Annotated in this window: 20 protein-coding genes and 1 tRNA gene; 9 read left to right on the top strand and 12 right to left on the bottom strand. The window is 65.6% G+C overall.

Annotated elements, in window-relative coordinates; genetic code table 11:
* Positions 1-22: 22 nt before the first annotated feature.
* Entirely contained in the window at positions 23-349 is a 327-nt protein-coding gene (locus A9D12_RS07010; RefSeq protein WP_068350645.1) for an immunity 53 family protein, read from the top strand.
* A gap of 203 nt (positions 350-552) precedes the next feature.
* Here A9D12_RS07010 and ligD read toward each other — a convergent pair whose 3' ends face one another.
* The 3 genes from ligD to A9D12_RS06995 form a co-directional block, all read right to left on the bottom strand.
* On the bottom strand, positions 553-3069 hold the full coding sequence (gene ligD / locus A9D12_RS07005) for a DNA ligase D (RefSeq protein WP_068350644.1): 2517 nt from the start codon (positions 3067-3069) through the stop codon (positions 553-555).
* Between the two features lie 9 nt (positions 3070-3078).
* Positions 3079-3975, bottom strand: a complete 897-nt coding sequence (gene ku / locus A9D12_RS07000) for a non-homologous end joining protein Ku (RefSeq protein WP_068350643.1) — start codon at positions 3973-3975, stop codon at positions 3079-3081.
* A 300-nt stretch (positions 3976-4275) separates the two neighbouring features.
* Positions 4276-6507: an FdhF/YdeP family oxidoreductase gene (locus tag A9D12_RS06995; RefSeq protein ID WP_082925444.1), complete on the bottom strand. Its 2232-nt coding sequence runs from the start codon at positions 6505-6507 to the stop codon at positions 4276-4278.
* 221 nt (positions 6508-6728) lie between these two features.
* Here A9D12_RS06995 and fdhD point away from each other — a divergent pair, with 221 nt between their 5' ends.
* The gene (gene fdhD, locus A9D12_RS15020) at positions 6729-8147 is read left to right on the top strand and encodes a formate dehydrogenase accessory sulfurtransferase FdhD (protein WP_231889723.1); all 1419 of its coding nucleotides are present in this window, start codon (positions 6729-6731) and stop codon (positions 8145-8147) included.
* Positions 8148-8192: 45 nt separating this feature from the next.
* Here fdhD and A9D12_RS14465 read toward each other — a convergent pair whose 3' ends face one another.
* The 6 genes from A9D12_RS14465 to A9D12_RS06965 form a co-directional block, all read right to left on the bottom strand.
* Complete coding sequence (locus A9D12_RS14465; protein ID WP_082925442.1) at positions 8193-8519, bottom strand: hypothetical protein; 327 nt, start codon at positions 8517-8519, stop codon at positions 8193-8195.
* Between the two features lie 240 nt (positions 8520-8759).
* Positions 8760-9815 carry a M14 family metallopeptidase gene (locus A9D12_RS06985; RefSeq protein WP_197489892.1) on the bottom strand — a complete coding sequence of 352 codons (1056 nt, stop codon included), beginning with the start codon at positions 9813-9815 and terminating at the stop codon, positions 8760-8762.
* Positions 9815-11062, bottom strand: coding sequence for a DUF3526 domain-containing protein (locus A9D12_RS06980; protein WP_068350640.1), 1248 nt, complete (start codon positions 11060-11062; stop codon positions 9815-9817). Before A9D12_RS06980 ends, A9D12_RS06985 begins: the two co-directional genes overlap by 1 nt.
* Complete coding sequence (locus A9D12_RS06975; protein ID WP_068350639.1) at positions 11059-12495, bottom strand: DUF3526 domain-containing protein; 1437 nt, start codon at positions 12493-12495, stop codon at positions 11059-11061. The genes A9D12_RS06980 and A9D12_RS06975 overlap by 4 nt, the downstream gene beginning before the upstream one ends.
* On the bottom strand, positions 12492-13211 hold the full coding sequence (locus A9D12_RS06970) for an ABC transporter ATP-binding protein (protein ID WP_068350638.1): 720 nt from the start codon (positions 13209-13211) through the stop codon (positions 12492-12494). Before A9D12_RS06970 ends, A9D12_RS06975 begins: the two co-directional genes overlap by 4 nt.
* 20 nt (positions 13212-13231) lie before the next feature.
* Positions 13232-15322, bottom strand: a complete 2091-nt coding sequence (locus A9D12_RS06965) for a TonB-dependent siderophore receptor (RefSeq protein WP_231889722.1) — start codon at positions 15320-15322, stop codon at positions 13232-13234.
* A gap of 360 nt (positions 15323-15682) precedes the next feature.
* On the opposite strand from A9D12_RS06965, the gene thiD reads away from it, so the two are divergent.
* Entirely contained in the window at positions 15683-16480 is a 798-nt protein-coding gene (gene thiD, locus A9D12_RS06960; RefSeq protein WP_068350636.1) for a bifunctional hydroxymethylpyrimidine kinase/phosphomethylpyrimidine kinase, read from the top strand.
* A gap of 28 nt (positions 16481-16508) precedes the next feature.
* Here thiD and A9D12_RS06955 read toward each other — a convergent pair whose 3' ends face one another.
* Both A9D12_RS06955 and A9D12_RS06950 read right to left on the bottom strand, forming a co-directional pair.
* Entirely contained in the window at positions 16509-17396 is an 888-nt protein-coding gene (locus tag A9D12_RS06955; protein ID WP_068350635.1) for an LOG family protein, read from the bottom strand.
* A 104-nt stretch (positions 17397-17500) separates the two neighbouring features.
* Positions 17501-17574 (bottom strand) — tRNA-Gln (locus A9D12_RS06950).
* Positions 17575-17757: 183 nt separating this feature from the next.
* Between A9D12_RS06950 and A9D12_RS06945 the strand changes: the two genes are divergently transcribed.
* Positions 17758-19041 carry a Ppx/GppA phosphatase family protein gene (locus tag A9D12_RS06945; RefSeq protein WP_068350634.1) on the top strand — a complete coding sequence of 428 codons (1284 nt, stop codon included), beginning with the start codon at positions 17758-17760 and terminating at the stop codon, positions 19039-19041.
* A complete protein-coding gene (locus tag A9D12_RS06940; RefSeq protein ID WP_068350633.1) occupies positions 19038-19703 on the top strand; it encodes an RlmE family RNA methyltransferase in 666 nt (221 codons plus the stop codon). Before A9D12_RS06945 ends, A9D12_RS06940 begins: the two co-directional genes overlap by 4 nt.
* Before the next feature lie 30 nt (positions 19704-19733).
* Here the strand turns inward: A9D12_RS06940 and A9D12_RS06935 are convergent, their stop codons facing one another.
* Entirely contained in the window at positions 19734-20423 is a 690-nt protein-coding gene (locus tag A9D12_RS06935) for a c-type cytochrome (RefSeq protein ID WP_068350632.1), read from the bottom strand.
* A 118-nt stretch (positions 20424-20541) separates the two neighbouring features.
* Here A9D12_RS06935 and A9D12_RS06930 point away from each other — a divergent pair, with 118 nt between their 5' ends.
* The 4 genes from A9D12_RS06930 to A9D12_RS06915 all read left to right on the top strand — a co-directional run bounded on the left by A9D12_RS06930 (position 20542) and on the right by A9D12_RS06915 (position 24545).
* The gene (locus tag A9D12_RS06930; protein ID WP_068350631.1) at positions 20542-21447 is read left to right on the top strand and encodes a prephenate dehydratase; all 906 of its coding nucleotides are present in this window, start codon (positions 20542-20544) and stop codon (positions 21445-21447) included.
* A 73-nt stretch (positions 21448-21520) separates the two neighbouring features.
* Positions 21521-22246, top strand: a complete 726-nt coding sequence (locus tag A9D12_RS06925; protein ID WP_082925628.1) for a hypothetical protein — start codon at positions 21521-21523, stop codon at positions 22244-22246.
* Positions 22243-23586 (top strand): DUF4350 domain-containing protein, encoded by a 1344-nt coding sequence (locus A9D12_RS06920; RefSeq protein ID WP_068350630.1) that lies wholly within the window; start codon positions 22243-22245, stop codon positions 23584-23586. The genes A9D12_RS06925 and A9D12_RS06920 overlap by 4 nt, the downstream gene beginning before the upstream one ends.
* Entirely contained in the window at positions 23583-24545 is a 963-nt protein-coding gene (locus A9D12_RS06915) for an AAA family ATPase (RefSeq protein WP_197489891.1), read from the top strand. The genes A9D12_RS06920 and A9D12_RS06915 overlap by 4 nt, the downstream gene beginning before the upstream one ends.

Genomic DNA, 24545 nt, shown 5'->3' with positions numbered 1-24545 from the left:
GCGTTCTGTCAGATAGAAAGATATGGACAACAACGACCTCGACTGGCTTGCGAACTGGTATGTTCGAGAGTGCAACAATGACTGGGAGCACTCCTATGGCATCAAGATCGATACCCTAGACAACCCGGGATGGACGATAGAGATCGACTTACGTGAGACATCGCTAGAGGGTCGCCCATTCGAAGCCAAGCATGGTGAGCCTGCCAGAGACTTGGATGAATGGCGCGAGCTCGGTAGCTGGTGGGCCGCAAAGGCCGATGGGGTTCGGTTCAAAGCAGCGTGCGGTCCGACTGACCTGTCTTCCGTAATCGGTGTCTTCAGGCAGTGGGTTGAAAGCCAGAAGACCTAGGTCCGTTTTCCACCCAACTTCTGCCATAAGCGGGGCCGAAGCACGATGCCGAAAGCCGCTCGGCGGCTTTGCCCCCGCTCGCGGAAATATTGCTTCCCATCAGCAAACGACCTCGCACCAGACAAGCCTGTGCGGTGGCCCGGCGAGCGAAGGCGCTTCGACTGAGATGGCTCTCCGATTTCCTGAATTTTGCTCGTGGTATGTCAAAACGCCGGGAGCGACTGCGCAGCAAAGCCCCAGCCTTGCAACGCGGGAGACTTGGCCCGGTGAAGCAACGCTTCGGCATCGCCGATCGCAAAGGGATGGGCGTCCTCGAATTTCGCGAGCTCGTCCCATGCGATCGGAACCGCGACGGGCGCGCCGGCGCGGGCACGGGCGGAAAATGGTATCACCGCGGTCGCGCCGCGTTGATTGCGCAGCCAGTCGATGAAGATTTTTCCGCTGCGCCTGGCCTTGCTCATGGTGGCGGTGAAACGATCCGGCGCGGCGAGCGACAAGGCTTCGGCAAACCGCCGCGCGAAGTCCTTGTGCGTGTCCCAGTCATGTCCGGGCGTAAGCGGGATGACCACATGAACGCCCTTCCCTCCTGACAGCATGGCAAAGCTGATCAGACCGAGATCGGCGAGATGCGCGCGAATCTCGGTTGCGGCGCGCTTGACGGCCTCGAAGTCCAGCCCCTCGTCGGGATCGAGGTCGAAGATCATGCGCTCGGGCTGATCGACCGCGTCAACCCGCGATCCCCAGGCGTGGAACTCGATCGTTCCCATTTGCACGCATTGCAGGATGCCGCGCTGGTCGGTGACGAACAGATAGTCCTCGCTTCCGCCGTCCTTTTGCCGGATCGGGACGTGTCGCACTGCATCGCCGAGCGCACCGCTGTCGTGTTTCTGAAAAAAGCATTTGCGCGCACGGCCTTGGGGACAACGCACCAGGCTGACCGGTCGCTCGGCAACGAAGGGCAGCATGGCCGGCGCTATCGCCGCATAATAGTCCGCCAGTTCGCCCTTGGTCTGGCCTGTATCGGGAAAGATCACGCGATCGCGATTGGTGATGTCGACGTCGCTTGCCGTAACTGGCGGCGGCGCGGGTGTCTCGGAGGCGACCTCGCGCGCGGGCTTGTCGGCGCGCAGCCCGGCGAAACTGGCGTGACGCACCCGCCCTTGCGCCGTGAATTCGGCAAAGGCGATTTCGGCGACCAATGCCGGCTTTACCCAGGTGACGCCTCGCGCGGCTGCGCGGTCGACGTCGAGCGGCGGCGTTTTGCGCTCCAGCCGTCTCAGCCGCGCTGCCATGCGGCCCAGTTCCTCGTCGCCGAAACCGGTGCCGACATTGCCCTTGTATGCCAGCGAACCGTCTTCGTGCTGGGCCAGCAGCAGCGAGGCAAAGGGGCGCGCATTCGTGGTGGAGGCCTTCCATCCGACAATCACGAATTCCTGCCGCCGGATGCACTTGACCTTCACCCAGCTATGGCTGCGTTTGTGGAGGTAAGGCGCATCGATCGCCTTGGAGATGATGCCTTCCTGCCCGGCACCGCACATGGCGCGGAGGAGTTGTTCACCTGCGCCGATGACATGATCGGCGACATGGATCGGAGGTTCCGCGGCGGCGAGCAGCGCTTCGAGCCTTTCCTTGCGCTCGATATTGGCAAGTGCGGTCAGATCCACACCGTCCGCTTCGAGCAGATCGAAGGCGTAGAAAGCCAGGGAGTCGTCCGGCCCCTGCGCGCCGCGACCGCGTTTGAGGAGCGCTTGCAATGCCGAAAAATCGGGATTGCCGACGGCATCATGCGCGACGATCTCGCCATCGATCAGTGCCGCCGGGAGATCGAGCGCGGCGATTGCCGCCACCAGCGGGCCAAACTTGGCGGTCCAGTCCTGGCCCGAACGGGTGAAGACCCTCACATCTTCGCCCCTGGCTGCGATCAGCGCGCGGTATCCATCGAACTTGATCTCGTGCATCCAGCCATTGCCGGTCGGCACCGCGTCGACCAGCGTCGCCAGCTGCGGCGCCCGGAACCCGGGCAGTTTGGCGGCAAGGCGCCGACGGGGGCGTTTCGCGCCGGGCTTGGTAGCCTTTGCCATGCCCGCAGCAACGTCTTTTTGATCGGCGCGGGCAGAGGCGGCGCTGCCTCGTGTGCCTGCGGCAATTTCGGCCATCGATCGGCCTGTCGAAACACTCGTCAGGTGATGCTCGACCAGCGCTTCGTCAGGCGCAGCGTGGTCGTCGCCGATCTTGCGGAGCAACCAGTTCTCGCGCTTTTCGCCGGGCCTGGGCTTCAACCGGATCAGCAGCCATTCCCCCTTCATCCGCTCGCCGTCGAGCGTGAAGTGAAGGTGCCCGTCTTCGAGATCGGCTGCGCTCTTGCCCGCGATCGGTGCCCATGTGCCGCGGTCCCACAACATCACCGTCCCGCCGCCATATTCTCTGGCCGGAATCGTGCCCTCGAACTGCGCATAGGAAAGCGGATGATCCTCGGTGCGAACCGCCAGGCGTTTGACGGCAGGATCGCGGCTTGGCCCCTTGGTGACGGCCCAGCTCTTGAGGACACCGTCGATTTCGAGCCGCAGGTCCCAGTGCAGCCGTGAGGCGGCGTGTTTCTGGACGATGAAACGCCTCCCGCCTGCGCCACCATTGGCAGGCACCTCGCCCTTCGGTTCGGCGGTCTTGGTGAAATCGCGCTTGGCGTTGTAGGATGCGAGCGGATCGGAACGCTTGCCCATACCGGAAATTCAGGCCCGCTTGCGCGGTGCGCCCGACGTTTTCGATTTTGCCGCAGCCTTGCCGGACGTTTTGGCCGACGACTTGGCGGGCCGCTTGGACTTCGCCGATCCGGCGCCTTTCGCGCCCACCGATTTCTTCAGCGCGGCCATCAGGTCGACCACATTGCTCCCGGCCGACGCGGGTTCACCTGCGTCTTCGATGATTGCCCGTCCGGTTTTGGACTTTGCCTTCTTGTCGATCAGCTCGCGCAAAGCGTCGACATAGCGGTTCTTGAATTCGCTGGCGTCGAATGGCGCCGTGCGCTTGTCGATGAGCGTGGTAGCAAGATCGAGCAGCTCGGCATCGGGCATGGTGTCGTCGATGTCGCTGAAGAACGATCGGCCCTGCCGCACCTCGTCGGCATAGCGCAGAGTCTCCAGCAGCAGACCCTTACCGCACGGCTTCAACGCCACCAGCTTCTCGCTGCCGCGGACCGAAAGCTGGCCCAGCGCGACCTTGCGCGCCTTGCGCAGCGCCTCGCGCAGCACCACGAAGGCTTCTTCGGCCAGTTCGTCCTTGGGGGCGACGTAATAGGGCTTCTCGAAATAGAGCGGATCGATCTCGTCCGCATCCACGAACTGGACAAGTTCGAGCGTGCGTTTGCTTTCGATCTTTACCGCTTCGATCTCGCGATCATCCAGAAGGACATAACTGCCTTTCTCGACCTCGAAGCCCTTGATGATCTCGTCGCGGTCAATCGCGCCGATGCCGGGAACCACCTTTTCATAGGCGATGCGTTTGCCACTGGGTTTGTGGATCTGGTTGAACCGGATCTGTGCGCCGGATTTCGTGGCCGGGAAGACCTCTACCGGGATCGAAACCAGCGCCAGCCGTATCTGGCCGGACCAATAGGCGCGTGCTGCCATGCTCACTCCCCTTCAAGCGCCGCCCGTGCAACGGCGAGCCCAGCGCAAGGCTGGGTAAAATTAGATCAACTTCATCCCACCATCCATAGGTCCACACGGAAGCAGTTTTTCGTTGCGCGCGTGGCATGGCCGTATTGTGCCATCCGGGGCGCAGCAGGAACCGCCCGTTTTCGTGCGCCTGCGAATTTTCGGTCGCACGCCCGGGATGCGCCGATTGCGGAGCTGTGGCCGCAGTGCCGGGGCCTGACGCTATGGCCATTCAGTCTGCTGGCCCACCGCACAGGTCTATCGCGCTGACAATTACAAGGCCTCGACCCTCACCGGCACGGATTTAGAGGCCGGTGTCTTCGATGTCTCGTCGTGGTGCGTGATCGGCACCAGCACGTTGCATTCGGGATAGTAACCCGCAACCGTGCCGCGCGGCAGATTGTACGCGATGAGCGTCAGCCCGCCCAGAACGCGCTCGACATTATCGCCATCGTAGTCCGAAACCAGTTTCACCTTGTCCCCATCAGCGAGCCCCGCCTCGGCAATGTCCGCAGGGTTCATCAGGACGACATCACGGGTACCCTCGATCCCGCGGAAGCGGTCGGAATACCCGTAGACGGTCGTGTTGAACTGATCGTTTGAGCGCATCGTCAGCAAGCGATAGCGCCCCGGCTTGTCGGCAAAACCATGCGCGCTCAGCCGGGAGGGGGTGGTGATGACCGCCTTGCCGCTGTCGGTGTTCCACACGCGCCGGGCCGCGTCATTCACGCGCCAGAACCCGCCGGGCTGGAACATCCGTCTGTTGAAGTCGCGAAAATCGTCGGGATAGGTGGCTTCGATCAGATCGCGCACGCGCGAATAGTCGCCCGTCCACTCGTCCCATTTCAGCTTGGGATTGGGCGCCAGCGTCGCCTTGGCGATGCCTGCCACGATCGCAAGTTCGCTTTTCAGGTGCTCCGATGCAGGCGGACGATGGCCGACCGATCCGCTGATCATCGAGAAGCTGTCTTCACTGGTCACGGCCTGATGGCCGCTGGCCTGCGCGTCGACCTCGGCCCGGCCAAGACATGGCAGGATATAGGCCGCCTTGCCCGGATAGAGGTGGCTGCGGTTGAGCTTGGTGGAGACCATCACGACCAGATCCTGCGCGGCCCAGCCTTCCTCCATGCGTTGCTGGTCGGGCACAGCGCGCACCAGATTTCCGCCGAGCGAGATAATGCCGCGAACCTTGCGGTCGATCAGGCCCTGCACCGCGTCGACCACATGCATGCCGTCCTTGGTCGGCGGGTCGAAATCGAACAGCGCCTTCAGCCGGTCCAAGGGGACCAGATGCGCCTTTTCCGCAACCCCGACGGTTCGCTGACCCTGCACGTTCGAATGGCCGCGCACGGGGCAGCAGCCGGTGCCGGGCCGCCCGATGTTCCCTCTGAGCAGCAGCAAATTGACGAGCATCGCGATGTTAAGGGCGCCATGCGCATGCTGGGTGAAGCCCATGCCGTAGACGCCGATGACCTTTTCGGCCTGAATGTAGACCATCGCCGCATCGCGCAGGGCAGCCTCGGTCAACCCGCTCGCCTGTTCGATGTCGGCCCACGCGGTTGCCCGGCAGCAGGCAACGAATTCGTCGAAACCGGTGGTGTGTTCGGCAATGAAAGCATGATCGATGATCGCGTCCCAACCGGCCGCGCGCGCGCGATCGTCGACCTCGACCACGACCTTGCACAGGCCGAGGATCGCCGCGACGTCGCCGCCCGATTGGACCTGATGATACTGGTCGGAGATGATCGTCTCCTTGCCCGTCATCATCGCCAGCGGATCCTGGGGATCGACGAAGGACACCAGCCCCTGCTCGATCACCGGATTGAAGGTGACGATCTTGCCGCCGCGGTCTTTCAGATCTTTCAGATTGTGCAGAAAACGCGGACTGTTGGTTCCGGGGTTCTGCCCGAAGAAAAAGTAGCAATCGGTCTCGTCCAGATCGGCGAACGTTACCGTGCCGACTGGCGATCCGATCACCTTCTTCAACCCGACCGAGGTGGTCTCGTGACACATGTTCGAGCTTTGCGGCAGATTGTTGTTGCCATAGGCTCGCGCCAGCAGGGCATAGAGATAGCTCGCTTCCAGCCCTGCATGGCCGGATGCGTAGAACACTACATCCTCGCGCGGCAGATCGCGCAAGGTCGCACCGATCTGGGCAAAGGCATCGTCCCATCCGATCGCGACATAGCGGTCCGATGCGGCGTCATATTTCATCGGATGCGTCAGCCGGCCCGACTTTTCGAGTTCGTGATCCGACCAGTCGCGAAGGGCCGTGACGGTGTGGGAACTTTCGGCAAAAAACGCCGGGGTGCAGCGGTCGCTCGTCAATTCCCACAGCGTGGCCTTGGCGCCGTTCTCGCAGAATTCGAAGGCCGAGTAATTTTCCGGCTTGGGCCACGCGCACGATACGCACATCACGCCCTTGGGCTTGTTCAGTCTGCGCAAACTGTCCAGCGCGCCGGGTGATGCCGATGCCTCGGCATAGATGCGCGCGATGCCCTTCATCGAGCCCCAGCCACCCGCCGGCCCGGGCGAATGCGGCAGGTCATCGGTGTCTTTTGTCGCGTTGTCCGTCACGAGACGCTCCCTAGCTAAGCCTGGTCAGGCGCTTGGACATGCCAACCACACATGGCTTCGGCAGACCGGTTCGGCAGCGTAGAACGTGCCCGCACATCTTCACTTGGGCGGACGATGCCCCTGTCCCGGCCAATTTGCAATTCGCAACAATGGTCCGCAGCCGCTACGCCGCAATCAACCGCAATTGCCGCTCAGGAGCATGGAACGTGACGCCTCCCCCATCACGACTACTCGGCGCTGTCCTGGCAGGCGGCCGCAGCGTCCGTTTCGGGTCGGACAAGAGCGCGGCGCTCTTGCAAGGGCGGAGCCTGCTCGACCACGCGTGCACGGCGCTCGCCGCCCAGTGCGACGACATCGTGGTGTGCGCGGGAGAAAACCGGACGCCGGACACCGCGGCCCGGGTGCTGTCCGATCAGCCCGAACCCGGCCTTGGTCCCTTGGGCGGATTGTGTGCGGCCTTGCTTCATGCGCGCAGCAATGGTTTCGATGCCGTGCTGAGTGTTCCCGTCGACGCGCATCCCGTGCCGGACAATCTGGCGGATTTGCTTGCCGGAGACGGTGCAGCGGTGGCCGCGTCCCACTGGCTTTTCGGTCTGTGGCCCAGCGATCTGGCGCAACCGCTCGCAGCCCATTTGCGTTCGGGCAAACGATCCGTTCTGTCCTTTGTCGAGGCCTGCGGTGCGCGGCAGGTCGATCTTCCGGGCGCGCCGCCGTTGAACGTCAACACACCCCCGGCTCTGGCGGCCCTTGAGCAGGGCTCGGCATTGGGCAAAGCGGTCGAGGTTCATGCGCTGCGCGAACTCGATTTCGCGACGCAGGCCGTGCGGGAAATCGCCCGGATCGTGCCGGTGGAAGCCCCCGTGGCGATCGAATTCAACGGCATCGGATATGCCGTGATGATGGCCACCCCGACCGATCTTGACGACTTCGTGGCCGGCTTTGCGCTTTCGGAAGGATTGGCAAAGCCCGATGAGATCGAGGCGGTGAACCTGCATCAAACCGGTGGCGGCTGGGTCGCACGCGCCAACCTGCCGGCGCGCAGTCTGCCGCGCCTGCTCGAACGCGCCAGAACGCGGGTATCGGAAAGCAGTTGCGGCATCTGCGGCATCGACTCAATCGCCGCGGCACTCGCACCGCTCGATCCGGTAAAGGGCAAGCCACTGCCACTTGCCCCTGCTGCCATCCAAAAGGCGCTGGCTGTGTTGCGCGATCACCAGCGGATCGGAACCGCGACAGGCGCCGCCCATGCCGCCGCGTTCTGCTCGCCCGACGGGGACGTTGTCCTGCTGCGCGAAGATGTCGGGCGGCACAATGCGCTCGACAAACTGGTCGGTGCTCTGGGCCGGCAAGATATCGACCGGTGCGCCGGGTTTGCTCTGCTATCGGCGCGTTGCAGCCAGGAACTGGTGGAAAAGACGGTGCGCGCCGGCATCCCCGTTCTGATCACGATCAGCGCGCCGTCCAGCCTCGCAATTGCACGGGCCCGGGAAGGCCGGCTGACCCTGCTGACGCTGGCGCGGGATGACACCGTCCTGATTGTCACCGATCCGCACAGGATGTTCGGCTAGGCGGCACGCTTTGCGGCCGGCCGATTGGCCTGCGCACGTGACCCTTCATTCATCTGCATCGTTCGATCGGGCGAACCATGCGGCATAAGGGGAATTGCGCACCAGGCGGCGATTATGGTCCGGCGCTCCGTCCGTCCACCACGGGGGACCACGTTCGCCTAGCGCGACCTTGGCGGATTGGACGTCGCTGCGCGCTGCGGCAAGCGAAGCCTCGTCTCCGTTTTGCAAAGCCGTTCTGACGCCGCGGCGTGCCGCCATGAGCTGCTTGACCAATCGCGCGCGGTCGGGCGCCGATAACGCCGGATCGGAGCAGCGCCACAATCTCCCACGCACCACGAAATAGCGCCCATCTGGTGTCACCGGGTGGTTCATGGATGGATTACATCGGAGGCAGGCGGAGCGTTTTCAAGCCGTTCAAGCCGCACAGCAATTGCATTGCGATCGGCTGCCCGTCGGAGGCGGCAAGCGCTATGGTCGGTATCGCCGGCGCGCGGGGCGATATCGGTTTGCGATTGGCGGCGTGATGGAGCTGACCGACCATGATGCTTGCGGGATGTTCTATCACTTGTGACTGTCCCGCCCCGGCCGGGCGGGGCACGCGCAAACAGCCGGTCAGAAATCCGGTGTCGGCATGGCGATCATCACTACCCCATCACCCGCTTCCACCGGCGGGCCGGTGATGCCGTAGAGCGCATAACCATCGACCGGCGAATAGAGCTTTTCGACGTCCTTGCCGGTGTAATCCCTGATCGTCCCGATCAACTCGCCTTTTGCCAGCTGGCGCGGACCGGGCTTGGCCGGATGGAACAACCCGGCCTGTGACGCCGCGACACCGACCGTGCCTTCGAACAGGCGCGCAGGCGCGGGAACGTCCCGCACCCGTCCTTCGGTCATGCCCAGCAGGTGAAGCGCATTATCCACCCCGGCGACGATCGCGGCGACGTGCGCCTCCTCGCGGCTGCCGTTCTGGCCGATCTCGACGAGGATCGTGGGCTTGCCCATCGCCACGCCCTGACGATTGAGCGAGCGTCCGCTGTCGATCTGCTGCTGGGTGTCCATGCTGTAGCGCACGATATTGGGGAAACCGAAGCCCCGTGCGACCTTCAACGCAAGCGGGAAGTCGGTCGCCAGCGGCCCGCCATACACGCCGATGAACGCGTCGAGGAACTCCGCCCCGTCGCCGCTGTGGACGTCCATCAGGAAGTCGCTGCGCGCGACCACCTCGCGCGCGATCAGGTCGGCGATGCGCTCGGTCTGGGTGCCATCGGCCTTGCCGGGAAAGACGCGGTTGAGGTTCTTGCGATCGACCGGATTGACGTTGGGCGAGCGCCCTTCGAAGCCGGGGATGTTGGCAACCCGCACCAGCACCAGCGTGCCTTTCAATTGCGCGGGATCGACCCGCTCTGCCAATCGCTCGGCGGCGAGGATCGATGCGAACTCGAACCCGTGCACTCCGGCGACGACGGCCAGCACCGGGCCGGGCTTCGCACCGTGAACAATCGTAACGGGGATGAAGGTCGCACCGTCATCCCCTTCGGGCACGATGATGCGGAAATCGTCGCGCGAGCCGGGGGCGAAGGTCTGGCCCGCGATGGCAAAGCTGCGATCTTGCGCAGCTGCCGGAACCGCGGCCAGCAGCAGCGCCAGGCAGAGGGATCTGAGGATCATCATGGTTTGGCCTCGTAGCGCGGCAATTCGGCAAACACCGCCGGATCATAGGGCGGATCGCGGAACAGCGGCGGATAATGGAACGCGCGCAACTTGGCATGATAGCCGCGCACGGCGTCTTCGTAGGCGATCATCGCGGCGGTATCGGTGCCGGCCAGCCGTTCAAACCCGCGCTCGACCAGTGAGGCAGGCGACAGGTAAGCGGCAATCCCCGCGGCCCGGTCACGCGCGATGCGGCCTTCGCGATAGGCTTTGACCAGCGGCGCGGCTTTGTGGTCGCCGACCTGCTGGAACGCGAAAAACCATTTCCATTCGAACGGCTTGGCCACGTCGCCGTGCGATTGCCATTCGGGATGCATGGCGAGGAACGGGCGCATCGTCGCCTCCTTGGGCAGATCCCATGCATCATTCACCGCCTCGCGTTGAAGCATCAGGATTTGCGCGCCATCGGGCACCGGATGACGTGCCTCGATCGCGGTGCGGGCGATGGCCGGCACCAGCAGGGCCAAGGCGAGCCAGATGCCGACCAGCGTCGCCAGCAGCACCGGCGGTGGGGCTTGGCGGCGGCCGACCAGTTCGGTGATGAGCCACCAGACCAGCATGCCGCCCAGCACCAGCGCGGTTGCACCCACCACTTTGGGAAACGCTGCCCCTTCGATGCCCGCACCGATCCAGAACGGCAGCAGTAGCGCAAGGCAAAGCCCTGCAAAGCGCACGCTCGCGCGTGGCAGCCATAACCGCGCAGGTCTGCCGGCGGTCGCCACCAGCAGATCATGCCGTCCCCCCACGCGCTCTGCGCCGCGCAGATCGTGCAGCAACAGGATCAGCAGCAACGGCGCGACCGCGGCGGCGAGGAAGGCGAAATCGAATCGCCCGATCAGCCCGAAATCGGCATTCTTCGTGTCGGCTTCGTGGATTTGCCCTTCGAGCGCGAGGATCCTGACCCGGTGCAGCCACGGCGCGGTGTCCCGCTGGCCGAGCGCGGCAAAGGCAAAATCGGACGGCGGGGCGTAGGTGAGGTGGAAGGCGGCATAGGCCGCGCCGCCCCAATCCTCCTGACCGGCCAAGGCGTTTTCGCGGTCCCTGGCATCCTCGACGCGCAGTTCGGCAATGGTCGCACGCTGCTCGCGCACCTCGGCAATGCCGAACCCCGTCGCCGCGATCGACAACAGGAAGGCCAGCCCGATCCACAGCAACGCCCCCCGGTCGCGCAGCAGGAAACGCGCCTCGCGCAGCACCGCGCTCATGGCTTGAGCCTGTGCGCACCGGCAGCGATGATGAAGGTCAAGGCCACCAGCCAGCCCAGCATCAAGGCCAGCGGCAGGCTCGCGCGGGCCAGCCGCGCGGTCGCCGGATCGGGCATGAAGCGGAAGGTATCGAGCAGTTGCCAGGCCTCGGCGTTGACGCGGGTGCGGGCCTCGGCTGCGGGATCGGCGCTGCGCTGCGCATCATCGGCGTAGGACAGCGCGGTGGCGTGCAGATGGTTGAGCCCCTGCACGAAATCGAACCGCAGCGCCTCGGTTTCGCGCAGGAAGCGGTGATGCGTGGCAAGATCCGTGCCCGCCAGCGTGCGCGATGCGGCGCCCACGGCGAGGGTTGGCGAGGCGAGGCCGAAAAGCGTCACGATCCGTGATTGCGCCGCTTCCTGCCGCATCCGGTCCGTGGCAAAGCGGTTCATCAGTTCGGTGAGCCGGGCTTCCGAATGGCCGGCGACGACGCCGCGCCAGTTCATCGGCAGTTCTTCGATGCTCGCGGCGTTGTATTGTTCGAGCACTTGCTTCTGCAAGGAGTCGAAAGCCGGATCGGCGGCATTGTGCCCGTCGCCCAGTGCGCGCTGCTGTGCCAGCATCACCAGATCGCTTTCGATCTTGCCCGGCGCATCGACGGCCGCGCTGCCCGCGTTGATGGCAAGCCGCGGGACGATCAACGCAACCAATAGCCACGCGAACACCAGCACGCCCAGCGCCGCGCTGCGTTGCCGCACCAGCAGTGAAACCGCCAGCACCAGCGCAGCCCACACGGCGAGGTAAAGCGCATAGCTCGCAACCAGCATCGCTGCCGCCAGCGGTGCCTCACCCGCTGCCACGGAATAGATCGCCAGCGCCGCGACCGGCAGCAGGAACAGGCCCGCCACGCCCGCCAGTGCCAAGGCCTTGCCGCCCGCGATTGCCAGCCCCGATTGCCCTTGCGCCAGCATCACGGCCAGCGTTCCGCTTTCGTGCTCGCGCAGCACAATGCCATGCCCGATGATGATCAGCAGCAACGGCAGCAGCAGCTGGTAGAGATTGGCCGGATTAAGCGTGGCAAACCCGCCGAGATCGGCGGCCGAGCGGGTATCGGCGAACATTGCAGTGTTCTGGCGGTGGCCTTCGAGAAAGATCGACTGCCCCGTGACGGCGTCCACGCCCGTATCGAAAGCCGCCAAGGGCGGCGGAGCGCGGAAGGCATAATGGCCGTAATGCACCATCCGATGCGGGTGACGATCGGGCTGAGCGAAGAATGTGGCCTCCGCGCTTTGCTGTTGAGCGATGCGCTTCGCTCCCTCCTCGCCGACACGCATCACGGTCAGCACGCTGGTGACTGCCAGCAGAACCGCGACGATCAAGCTGGCGACCAGCACCACCCGCGAGCGGGCCCACAACCGCCATTCCTCGCGGGCGATGCGCAGCACGATATTCATGGCGCGGAACGTTCGGCAAATGCGGCATGAACGGTCTCGGTGTCGATCCGCGACCCCTCTGCCGCCTCGAAACTACCGACCAGGCGCCCTGCGCGCAGCAGTCCGACGCGGTCTGAGACCTGGCACGCACCGTAAACGTCATGGGTCACCATCAGCACCGTGCGCCCCGCAGCGGCCAGCGCCTTCACCATGTCGTGAAATTCATCGATGGCGACCGGATCGAGGCCCGAGGTCGGTTCGTCAACCAGCAGGATCGGCGCATCGCGCAGCACTGCCAAAGCGATCGCGGTTTTCTGACGCATCCCCTTGGAATAGGATTGCATCCGCCGCTTCCGCGCCTCGGGCGGCAGGGCCACCTGATCGAGCGCCGCATCAAGGTCTGCCCGCGTCACCTTGCGGCCCGCCAGATCGAGGAAATAGCCGAGGTTCTCGTAAGCATCGAGATGGCCGTAGAGCGACGCCGCTTCCGGCAAGTAGGCGATCTGCGCGCGGGCGGCTTCGACATCGCTCGCAACTGTCCGGCCGTTGACCAGCACCTCGCCGCCTGATGGTTGGAGAAAGCCCAGCAGGGTCAGCAGCGTGGTCGATTTGCCCGCGCCGTTGCCGCCAAGCAGGGCATAGACTTCGCCCGGTGCGACGATGAAGGACACGTCGGTCAGAACCACTGCGCCGTCACGCGTGAGCGAGAGTGAGCGAGCTTCGAGGGATGGAGTCATGATGTCTCTCTTGGCGTCGGTCAAAACTGGCCGCGAAGCCCGATAGACGCGGTGCGCGGCGCGCCCGGTTGCACCCACAGGGGCGCATAGCTGTTGGCATACCAGCGCGCGTCGAACAGGTTCTGCACCGCCGCGAACACCGTGATGCCCGTGACCGGCTCGAACTCCCCGAACAATCGCACCAGCGTGTGCGCGGGCAGGGTGAAGGCCGTGCCGGTTTCGCCGGACCGTTCACCGACATACCGGATGCCCGCGCCCAGCATCGCGTCGGCACCGGCCACGGCAAACCGCTTGCTCGCCTGCGCGTTGAAGCTGTGATCGGGGATGTTGATCAGGGGATCGCCCGGGCGGATCTGGAAATTGAAATTGGGTTCGAGCAAGGTCGATCGCGCTTCGGCATCGAGGTAGGCATAGCTGACCAGCACATCTACATCGCCGGGAAGCTGGCCGGCGAGATCGAATTCCACACCGCGGCTGCGGGCCTTGCCGATCGCGACCGAAAAGCCCGGATTGCCGGTGTCGCTGGCCAGCACGTTGTCCTTGTTCAACTGGAACACCGCCAGCGTTCCGTTGAGCCGCCCGCCAAGCGCCGACACCTTCACCCCTACCTCGGTGGAAGTGCTCGTCTCGGGGTCGAAGATCGCGCCATTGACGTCCGTGCCGATATTCGCGCGAAAGCCCTCGCCATAAGCGGCATAGAGCGTCAGCGGCGCGCTGATCTCATAGACGATCCCGGCTTGCGGACTGAACCGCCCGGCGCTGCGCCGGCTATCGATGCCGGTCAGGCGGTTAAGCGTGCGCAGGCTGACATCATCGTAGCGGCCACCGATGCGGACCTGCAGCCGGTCCGTCAGGCTGATCTGGTCCTGCACGAAGAACCCGCTGGATCGCTGCACATCGAGCCGGTCGTTCTGCGGTCCGGGGGTCGGCAGCGGGAAGCGGCCATAGACCGGATCGAGAATGTCGATGATGTTGCCGGCCTGCTCCGAAGGATTGGCGCTCAGCGGGGGCGGGCGGAAGCGGCCGAACTGCTGGTCGTTGTCGAATTGGTCATGGTCGGCGCCGATCAGAACGCGGTGACGCAGGGCACCCGTTTCGAACGCGCCGGACAATTCCGCGCGGACGACCCATTGCTGCGAATCATAGCGGCGCGAACGGCGCTGGCGCGACAGCGAGCGCCCGTCCCGGAACAATTGCTGGCGCGAGGGCACCAGTTCCGCATCGGACGAAAAGCCCGTCAGCAAGGTATCGCGCAGACTTGCGCCGACCAGCACGCTCCAGTCATTGCCGAGATCGTGCTGCACGCGCAGCTGGTGCCCGGTCGCGCGGGCCATGTGGTCGCCATCGCCCGGCTCGCCCAGAAAGCGGGTGAACGGCACCGTGTCGAAATCGCCGTTCAGCACCACCACACCGCGATCGAACGGGGTTTCGACGCGCGAATATTCGAAGTCATAGGTCAGGCGTGTGCGGTCTCCCATCGCAAGACCGACCGAGGGCAGGAAACCCCAGCGGCGTTGATCGACAAAGTCGCGGAACGTGTCCCCGCTTTCGCCATAACCGATGAGGCGCGCGGTAAGGCCATCAGCCAGCGCAAGATTGAGGTCGGCCTCGGCGCGAAAGCGGCCGAAACTGCCATATTGCACCGCCGCGCTGCCGAAAGAGCGTCCGAGTTCTGCCTGCTTGGTCACCAGATTGACCGTGCCGCCCGGCTCGCCGCGGCCCAGCACCGCAGCGGCCGGCCCCTTGAGCACTTCGATCCGCTCGATCCCGGCGACATCGCGTGGACCGCCGAAGCCGCGCCCGCCGTTGAAGCCGTTGACGAGGTATCCGGTCGGGATGTTCTCGTCCCCGGTAAAGCCGCGCACGGCGAAGCTGTCGAACAACCCGCCCAGCGAATTCTGCCGCGAAACCGATGCGTTGAGATCGAGCGCATCGGCGAGGCGCAGGAAGTTGTTCTGCGCGATCGCGGTATCTTCGATCGCGGCAATCGCTTGCGGGATTTCGCGCAAGGCAAAGTCGCCGCGATAGGCCTGCCGCACGCCCGTGATCAGGATTTCGTTCGATGCCGTCCCGGCGTCGGCGGCACCGCCGGTGGCAGCGCCGTCCCTCATGGCAAGGTCACTCGCGGTTTGCGCCCTGGCCGAAGGAGCCGAAGCGATGGCGGAAGCGCCGAGTAACGAGGCCAGCAAGCTGGCGCGAGAAAAGTTCATTGATGGTTCCGACGAGAAGGCATGGATATTGCGCTGTCACGCAAGCACCTGTGCTTGTGTTATGTGACAACGTAACATCGCTTATGAGCGCGCATCCGCCCTGTCAATCCAGCACTCGGCAGGCTGGCTGGCCAAACCAGCCTTCGCGTTTTCCATCCACCACCCTTCATCCACTGCTGCGAAACGCTTTCCAGACAGGTGCCGGCCGGGACACGCGCAAAAACCGTCCCACCCGCCGCACCAGCCTGCTATGCCGCCCGGATGACCGTTGCCACCCCTCCCCGCATCCTCAGCATCGCCGGTTCCGATTCCTCGGGCGGTGCGGGCATCCAGGCCGATATCAAGACGATCGCGATGCTCGGCGGTTATGCGATGACCGCGATCACCGCGATCACCGCGCAGAACACCACTGGCGTGCAGGGGGTCGCGGCCATCGCGCCCGATATGGTCGCGCAGCAGATCGCCTCGTGCGTCGGAGATATCGGGGTCGATGCAATCAAGATCGGGATGCTGGCCAGCCCCGAGGTGATCGCGGTTGTTGCCGACGCGCTTGGCGCGGTCGAAGCGCCCGTCGTGCTCGATCCGGTGATGATCGCAACCAGCGGCGCGGTGCTGGTGGGGCCGGACGCGGTGGAACGCTTGCGCCGCGACCTGTTCCCGCGCGCGACCCTTCTCACCCCCAACCTCCCCGAACTGGCGCATCTGGCCGGACGCGATCTGCCCGACCACGCGGCAATGGTAGAGGCGGCGCGCGAACTGGCCGATGCAAGCGGCGCAGCGGTGCTGGCCAAGGGCGGGCACGCGCAGGGCGACCGGATCACCGACGTGCTGATCGTGGCCGGAGGCGCGCCGCTCGCCTTCGATCATGCGCGGATCGATACTGCGCATACGCACGGCACGGGCTGCACGCTATCCAGCGCGATCGCCACCTTGCTGGGGCGCGGCGAGAGCCTCGCCGAAGCGGTCAGGCTGGCGCGCGAATTCGTGTTTGCCGCGATCGCCGCCGCGCCCGGTTTTGGCGCTGGCCACGGGCCGCTGGGGCATCAGGCGGTGCGCTGAACGCAGGCCCGACGCCCTTCCCCGCGTCTCAATCGTCGCTGGTGGGGTCCTTGATTTCGTAGAAATCGCAGATGCAATCCCACGCTTCCTCGGCGGTTTCGACCCAGGTGAACAGGTCGAGATCGCCCTTGGAGATCACGCCTTCCTCGGCCAGCGCCTCGAAATTGACGACGCGTTCCCAGAAAGCCTTGCCGAACAGGATGATCGGCATCGGCTTCATCTTGCCGGTCTGGATCAGCGTGACGAGTTCGAAGAATTCGTCGAAGGTCCCGAACCCGCCCGGGAACACCGCCACTGCGCGCGCGCGCAGGAGGAAGTGCATCTTGCGCAGCGCGAAATAGTGGAACTGGAAGCTGAGATAGGGCGTCACGTAAGGGTTGGGCGCCTGTTCGTGCGGGAGCACGATGTTGAGCCCGATCGATTCGGAGCCGGCATCCGACGCGCCGCGATTGCCCGCTTCCATGATCGACGGCCCGCCGCCAGTGGTGACGACGAACTGGCGCAGGCCGTTTTCGATGATGCCCTTCTCGCTGACGAGACGCGCGAGCTTGTAGGCTTCGTCGTAATACTTGGCCTTTTCGGCCAGCCGCTCGGCCACCTTCTGGTCGTATTCGTCGGCGTTCTTGGCCGCCTCGATCCGCGCCTCGGCCTGCGCAGGCGAAGGAATGCGGGCCGAACCATACATCACCAGCGTCGAACCCACGCGCGCTTCGTCGAGCAGCATTTCGGGTTTCAGCAGTTCGAGCTGGAAGCGCACCGGGCGCAATTCGTCGCGCAGCAGGAAATCGGTGTCGCGGAAGGCGAGCTTGTATGCCGGGTGCGCGGTTTGCGGGGTGCGTTCGGGGCCGCCCTCGGCAAAACGGGTTTCCTCGCCGGCGCGGTAGAACTTGCGGTTGGTCAGATCATGGTCAGTCATGTCCAGACCCCTGCCAGACCCCGGTTAGACCCGCAATAGGCGAGGCTTGCCCCCGGCCAGTGGCGGTGTTTCACGTGAAACATTGCGATGAAGAGTGGTGTCGCTGGATGCCCCGCAAGGATTCGAACCTTGATTGACGGAGTCAGAGTCCGCTCTCTTACCATTAGAGGACGGGGCATCATCGGGCCGCCTGAAAGAATCCGGCGGCGTCGGCGAGCGCGCTCCCTAGTTTCGCGCGGCGCGAAGGTCAAGCGCTCGCTTTGCCCGTGATGCTTGCTCTGGCGGAATGCTTGGAGTAGCTTGGCCCCAAGTGCCGCACACACCACGGGTTCGCGTGCGGTGATATGAAAGTAATGCGATCATGGCGGAAACACTCCCGCCGGACAGAAACAAGAATGCTGGGAAAAAACGGGGCGGCAAGTCCGGTAAGGTAGCCGATTTCCGCTACAAACGCCCTCCCCAGTCCGATTCGCGCAATCCCGGCGGGCGGGAGCCTCGCGCCAAAGGTGCAGGCGGCGACCCGCGGCGCGGTGCGCGTGTGGCCAACAAGGCCGCGGTCACCCGCGCGCAGCCCGACCTTGCCGACATCACCGCCTTCAAGGGCCCGGCCAATGGCGAGGCCTATGCCGCGCTCGATCTGGGCACCAACAATTGCCGCCTGCTGATCGCGCGCCCGTCGGGGCGAGACTTCACCGTGATCGATGCCTTCAGCCGCGTGGTGAAGCTGGGCGAGGGACTGGCGACCAGCGGGCGCCTGTCCGATGCGGCGATGGAGCGCACGCTGGGCGCGCTGACGATCTGCGCCGACAAGCTGCAACGCCGCAATGTCCGCCTTGCGCGCAGCGTCGCGACCGAGGCGTGTCGCAGGGCCAGCAATGGCCATGAATTCATCGAACGGGTGCGCCGCGAAACCGGGATCGCGCTCGATATCATCAGCGCCGAGGAAGAGGCGCGGCTGGCGGTGCTGGGCTGCCATATCCTGCTCGAATCGGGCAACGGCCCTGCGGTGATCTTCGATATCGGCGGCGGATCGACCGAACTGGTGCTGGTCGAACCCGATGCCCGCAGCCGCGTGCCGCGCATTCTCGACTGGCAGAGCGTGCCGTGGGGCGTGGTGTCGCTGACCGACACGGTGGGCCGCGGCGAAGACAGCGAGGCGGCGCGGATCGCCCGCTTTGCCCGGATGCGCAAACTCGTTGCCGACAGTTTCGCGCCCTTTGCCGCGCGAGTCGCAGACACCGCCCGCCATCCCGATATCCGCCTGCTCGGCACCAGCGGCACGGTGACAACGCTCGCCAGCCTCTACCTCGAATTGCCGAGCTATGACCGCAAGGCGGTCGACGGGCTGATCGTCCCTGCAAGCGAGATGCGCGGGATCAGCGAAAGGTTGAGCGTGATGACCCCGTTCGAACGCGCGACGCTGCCCTGCATCGGGCAGGACCGCGCGGATCTGGTGGTCGCCGGTTGCGCGATCCTCGAAGCGATTCTCGACCTGTGGCCCGCGCGCCGTCTCGGCGTCGCCGATCGCGGTATCCGCGAGGGCATCCTCAGAAGCATCATGGCCGCAGAGCGCCAGTCGGAGCAGACATTGAAAGCCTTAATCAGACAGCGCAGCACCAAGCCCACCGGAGGGTTGGTGCGATGACGCGCGGGGCCAAGGAACCGGGCAAGCGGGTCAAGACCGCCAAGGGCCGCACCGCGAGCCAGGTGCGCTGGCTCGAACGCCAGCTCAACGATCCTTACGTCAGGCAGGCCAAGGCCGACGGCTATCGCAGCCGCGCGGCCTACAAGCTGATCGAGCTCGACGAGAAATTCGGGCTGCTGAAAAGCGCGACCCGCGTGGTCGATCTGGGGATCGCACCGGGCGGGTGGAGCCAGGTCGTGCGCGCCAGGAAGCCCAAGGCCGAGGTGGTAGGGATCGACCTCCTGCCGGTGGAGCCGCTCGAAGGGGTGACGATCTTCCAGATGGATTTCATGGCCGACGAAGCGCCTGCGGCGCTCGCCGATGCGCTGGGCGGGCCGCCCGATCTCGTCATGTCCGACATGGCGGCGAACACCGTCGGCCACAAGCAGACCGATCACTTGCGCACGATGGGACTGGTCGAGGCGGCCGTGTGGTTCGCGACCGAGAACCTTGCGCCCGGCGGCGCCTTCGTTGCCAAGGTGCTGGCAGGCGGGACCGATGCCGATCTGCTCGCGCTGCTCAAGCGCAATTTCGCCACGGTCAAACACGCAAAACCCCCGGCGAGCCGCAAGGGCTCGTCGGAGTGGTATGTGATCGCGCAAGGATTCAAGGGGGGGGCGTGACGCCCCTTCCCCTTCCCCTATCCGGCAGGCTTACTGCGCTGCCGGGGTCGCGTCGGCAGCGGGCGTTTCGCCGGCTGCAGGGGTTTCGCCGGCTGCAGGGGTGGCTTCACCCTCGGGTGCGGCGGCGGGCGCGGAAGCTGCCGGGAACGGCAGGTTCGAACCCTGCGCATTCAGATAGGCCGCGATCGCGGCGCGATCTTCAACCTTCGACAGGCCGGCAAAGCTCATCTTGGTGCCGGGGACATAGGCCTTGGGGTTCTTGAGCCAGGCGTTCATAGCCTCCCAATCCCAGGTGCCGCCCTTGGCCTTCAGCTCCGCGCTGTAAGCGAAGCCTGCGTGGCTGCCGAGCGCCTTGCCCATGGTGCCGTAAAGGTTGGGGCCGATGCCGTTCGCACCGCCCGCATTGATCGTGTGGCAGCTCTGGCACTTGGCAAAGGCCTTTTCGCCTGCGGCAACCAGATCGGCGGCGGGCATCGCGTTGAGCGCATCGGCGATCGACACTTCGGCAGCGCCGCCGGTGTCCTCGACCGCGCCTTCGATCACATAGCCGAGCTTCTCGGGCCGTTCCGGCTTGTCGCCGTGGAAATACTTGCCCGACAGGATCGAAAGACCCAAGCCAAGACCGGCTGCGAACAGCACCCAGCCTGCGGCGGTGTTGAACAGATCGCCGCCACCATTCCGGCTGCCAGCGTTTTCCTGCGAAGAGTTGTCCTGTGTCATCCCGCGCGGTCTTTAGTGACGGCCAGCGGGCTGCGCAAGACTGATCGTGGCAGGAAATCTTGCGGCTTTTGCAAGCAGGCTTGCCGCCGGGGGCACAGGCCTATAGGCGGCGGGGATCATGCGCGCATTTCCCGGCCCTGCCCTTGCTATCGTCGACCGGATGCGGGAGGTCGCCGCAGCCGATCCGGCGCGCGCGATCGCGTTTCAGGGCTCGCCGGGGGCCAATTCGCACCGCGCCGCGACCGAAGCATGTCCCGATCTTGCCCCCCTGCCCTGCTTCAGCTTCGAGGATGCGCTCGATGCGGTGAAGGACGGGCGCAGCGGCGCGGCGATCATCCCGATCGAAAATTCGCAGCATGGCCGCGTGGCAGATATCCACTTTCTGCTGCCCGAAAGCGGGCTGCACATCGTCGGCGAATATTTCATGCCGATCCACCATGCGCTGATGGCGCTGGGCGAGGCGGCACCGGGTCGCAGCTTCGAGGCGGCCTATTCGCACCCCCAGGCGCTGGGCCAGTCGCGCCATTATCTGCGTGAGCGCGGGATCGTGCCCCTGAGCCATGCCGACACCGCGGGCGCGGCTGCCTACGTCGCCGAGCGCGGCGACCTGTCAGTGGCGGCGATCGCGCCCGCATTGGCCGCCGAGCTTTACGGGCTGACCATCATCGAGAACAATGTCGAGGACAGCGCCGACAACATGACGCGGTTCGTCGTGCTCGCGCGCGATTCGCTGGCGCCGGGCGCGCTGGCTGGGCGGCCGGTGATGACGACCTTCATCTTCGAGGTGAAGAACATCCCTGCCGCGCTTTACAAGGCGCTAGGCGGGTTCGCTACCAACGGCGTCAACATGACCAAGCTGGAAAGTTACCAGCAGGGCACCAGCTTTGCCGCGACCACCTTCTATGCCGACATCATCGGCGCGCCGGGCGATCCGGCGGTCGACCGCGCGCTCGAAGAATGTGCGTTCCATTCCAAGGAATTGCGCATTCTGGGCAGTTACGAACAGGGCCGCGCGCGCGGGTGACGCGGGTTGCAGCAGCGGGCTTCGGGCTTTCGGGTTGCGCAGGCAGGTCCGCCATGCCACCACCTTGCCTGCGATGATAAAAACGGCCGCACCCAACCTGTCCCGGCCGCCTGCCGAATCGGTGGGCACGCAGCCGCCGGCAGGATGGGAAGCATTGCGCGCCGACAGCGATATCCAGTTCGCTCCCGTCACCGCTCCCCCACCGCCGCCGCCGCCCGAGCCGGGCTGGTTTGCGCAGTTGCTCGACCGGCTGCTGGGCTGGCTTGGCGATCTGCTCGGCCCGGTGGGCACGATGCTGGGGCAATCGTGGTGGTGGCTGCAATGGGCGCTCGCAGGTGCGGCCGCGCTGTTTGCGCTGGCGTTGCTGGTGAAGCTGGTCGACCCGGCGTGGTTCGGGCGGCGCAGGAATGCGGCGGGCGATGGCCCGAGCGAAAGCGTCTGGGAGCCCGATACCGCCGCCGCGGCAGCGCTGCTCGAAGATGCCGACCGGCTCGCCGCCGAAGGCCGGTATGATGCCGCGGTGCACCTGTTGCTTCGCCGCAGCATCGCGCAGATCCGCGATGTGCGGCCCGATTGGGTCGAGCCGTCGACCACCGCGCGCGAGCTTGCCGCGCTGTCCGCATTGCCCGACGCCGCGCGCACCGCGTTCCGGGTGATCGCAGGCCGCGTCGAAGCCTCGCTGTTTGCCCTGCGCACGCTCGAACGCGGTGACTGGGAGGCAGCGCGCAGCGCCTATGCCGAATTCGCGCTCGCCCGGATCGAAGCACGCGCCGCGGCAACGGGGATGCGCCCCGCATGAACGCCGCTGCGATAACGCCCGCACGCCCTGCGGCATTCTCCAAGGCCGGAGCCCTGGCTCTGGTGGGTGGCGGGTTCCTGCTGTTTCTGGCGATGCTGTGGCTGATCGGCTCGGGCGCCGAGCTTGGCGGAAGCGGCAACCGCGGCGAGGGGCACGCCGCAGCCAACGGGCTCAACGGCTATTCGGGCCTCGTGCGGCTGGTCGAGGCGCAGGGCTATGCGGTCGAACGTTCGCGCAGCCGCGCGGGCCTTGCCACCAATGGCCTGCTGGTGCTCGCCCCGCCGCACGCAGCCGATGCCGACGCCGTGGCCGACATCCTCACCAGCCGCGTCTATCAGGGGCCGACCCTGCTGATCGTGCCCAAGTGGCAGGCAAGCGCGCCGGGGCAGAATATGTCGCCCGAGGCGCGGGGCGCATTCAAGCGCGGCTGGGTAACGCTCGAGGGCACACTGCCGGCGCGGTGGGCCGAGGATCTGCCCGCGCCATACACCTTCACGCACACACCTTACCCGAAAGACGCGGTCGAGGTCGCCCAGGGCGCGATCAGCGCGCCGCTTGTGCCGGCGCCGCCGCAATCGCGCTGGCGCGGGATGGGCCGGGCGGGCAAGTTGCCGACCCCGGCAATGACGTTCGCGGTGCGAGACCCCGGACAAGCGCAGCAACCGCTCATCACCGATCCCGATGGCCGGGTGCTGGCGTTCTCGGTGACACCGCAGCAAGGGGGCAAGGCCGATCCCGATGCCTATCCGGTGATCGTGCTCGCCGAACCCGATCTTGCCAACAATTACGGGCTTGCCGACCCTGCCCGCGCGGCGGCCGCAATCGCATTGGTCGATGCGCTGACCGACGATGGCGAGATCGAGGAGGTAACCTTCGACATGACGATGAACGGCTTCGGGGCGAGCGAGAACCTGTTGACGCTGGCCTTTCGCCCGCCGTTCCTTGCCGCCACGCTGAGCCTGCTGGCCGCGCTGCTGATCGTGGGCTGGCGCGCCTTCCTGCGCTTCGGGCCGGCGGCAGCGCCCGCGGGGCCGGACATCGCCTTTGGCAAGCGCCAGCTGATCACCAATGGCGCGGGCCTGATCCTGCGCGCGCGCCGGTTCGGACTGCTGGGCAGGCCCTATGCCGCGCTGGCCGCGCGCCGCATTGCCGATCGCCTCGGGCTGGCGCGCGCCGAAGCGGCCGCGATCGATAGCGCGCTCGCCCGCCGCCTTCCGCAAGAAGAACCCTTCACGGCGCGCGCCGCGCGGTTGGAGGCGGCACGCACCCCCGCCGATCTTGTCGCCGCCGCCCGCAACCTCGACGATCTTGCCACCCGGCTTACCGAAAGACCCCGATGACGATGACCCTTGACGATGTCCGCAGCCTTGCCGGCGCCATCCGCAGCCAGATCGCCAAGGCGATCGTCGGGCAGGAGGCGATGGTCGACATGCTGCTGACCGCGATGCTCGCCGAAGGCCACGTGCTGCTCGAAGGGCCGCCGGGCACCGCCAAGACCTTTCTCGCGCAGAGTTTTGCGACAACGCTCGGCCTCGATTTCGGACGGATCCAGTTCACCCCCGATCTTCTGCCGGGCGATATTCTGGGATCGAACCTGTTCAACTTCCAGACCAGCCAATTCACGCTGACGCGCGGGCCGGTGTTCTGCGACCTGTTGCTGGCGGATGAAATCAACCGCACCCCGCCCAAGACACAGGCCGCGCTGCTCGAAGCGATGCAGGAGCGCCGCGTCACGCTCGACGGGGAAACGCACGCGCTGCCCGCAAGGTTCATGGTGGTCGCAACCCAGAACCCGATCGAGAACCAGGGCGTCTATCCGCTTCCCGAAGCGCAGCTTGACCGGTTCCTGTTCAAGCTGCTCGTCCCCTATCCGGCAGAGGACGAAGAGGCGCGGATCGTGGCGACCTATGGCAAGCGTTCGGGCCCGCAGCGGCCCGCCGATCTCGGCGTCACCGCGGTGACCGATGCCGCCGGACTTGCCGCGGCCAGCGCGGCGCTCGATCAGGTGACGGTCGCGGACGAGATCACGCGCTATGTCGTGCGCCTGATCCGTGCGACCCGCGAACATGGCGAACTCATCGTCGGCGCCTCGCCGCGCGCCGCAGTGCTCCTTGCCGGTGCGGCCCGCGCGCGCGCCGCGCTGGAGGGGCGCGAATATGTGATCCCCGATGATGTGAAGGCGCTTGCCGTGCCCGTGCTGCGCCACCGCCTCACGCTCTCGCCCGCGGCCGAAATCGAAGGGCGCGACATGGAAGCACTGGTCGCCGATCTGGTCGAAGCAACCGAGGCCCCGCGCTGA

It is taken from the genome of Erythrobacter neustonensis (assembly GCF_001663175.1).
Taxonomy (GTDB): Bacteria; Pseudomonadota; Alphaproteobacteria; order Sphingomonadales; family Sphingomonadaceae; genus Erythrobacter; species Erythrobacter neustonensis.
The sequence above is the reverse complement of the archived record's forward strand: the minus strand, read 5'-3'. Positions and strand labels throughout refer to the sequence as shown.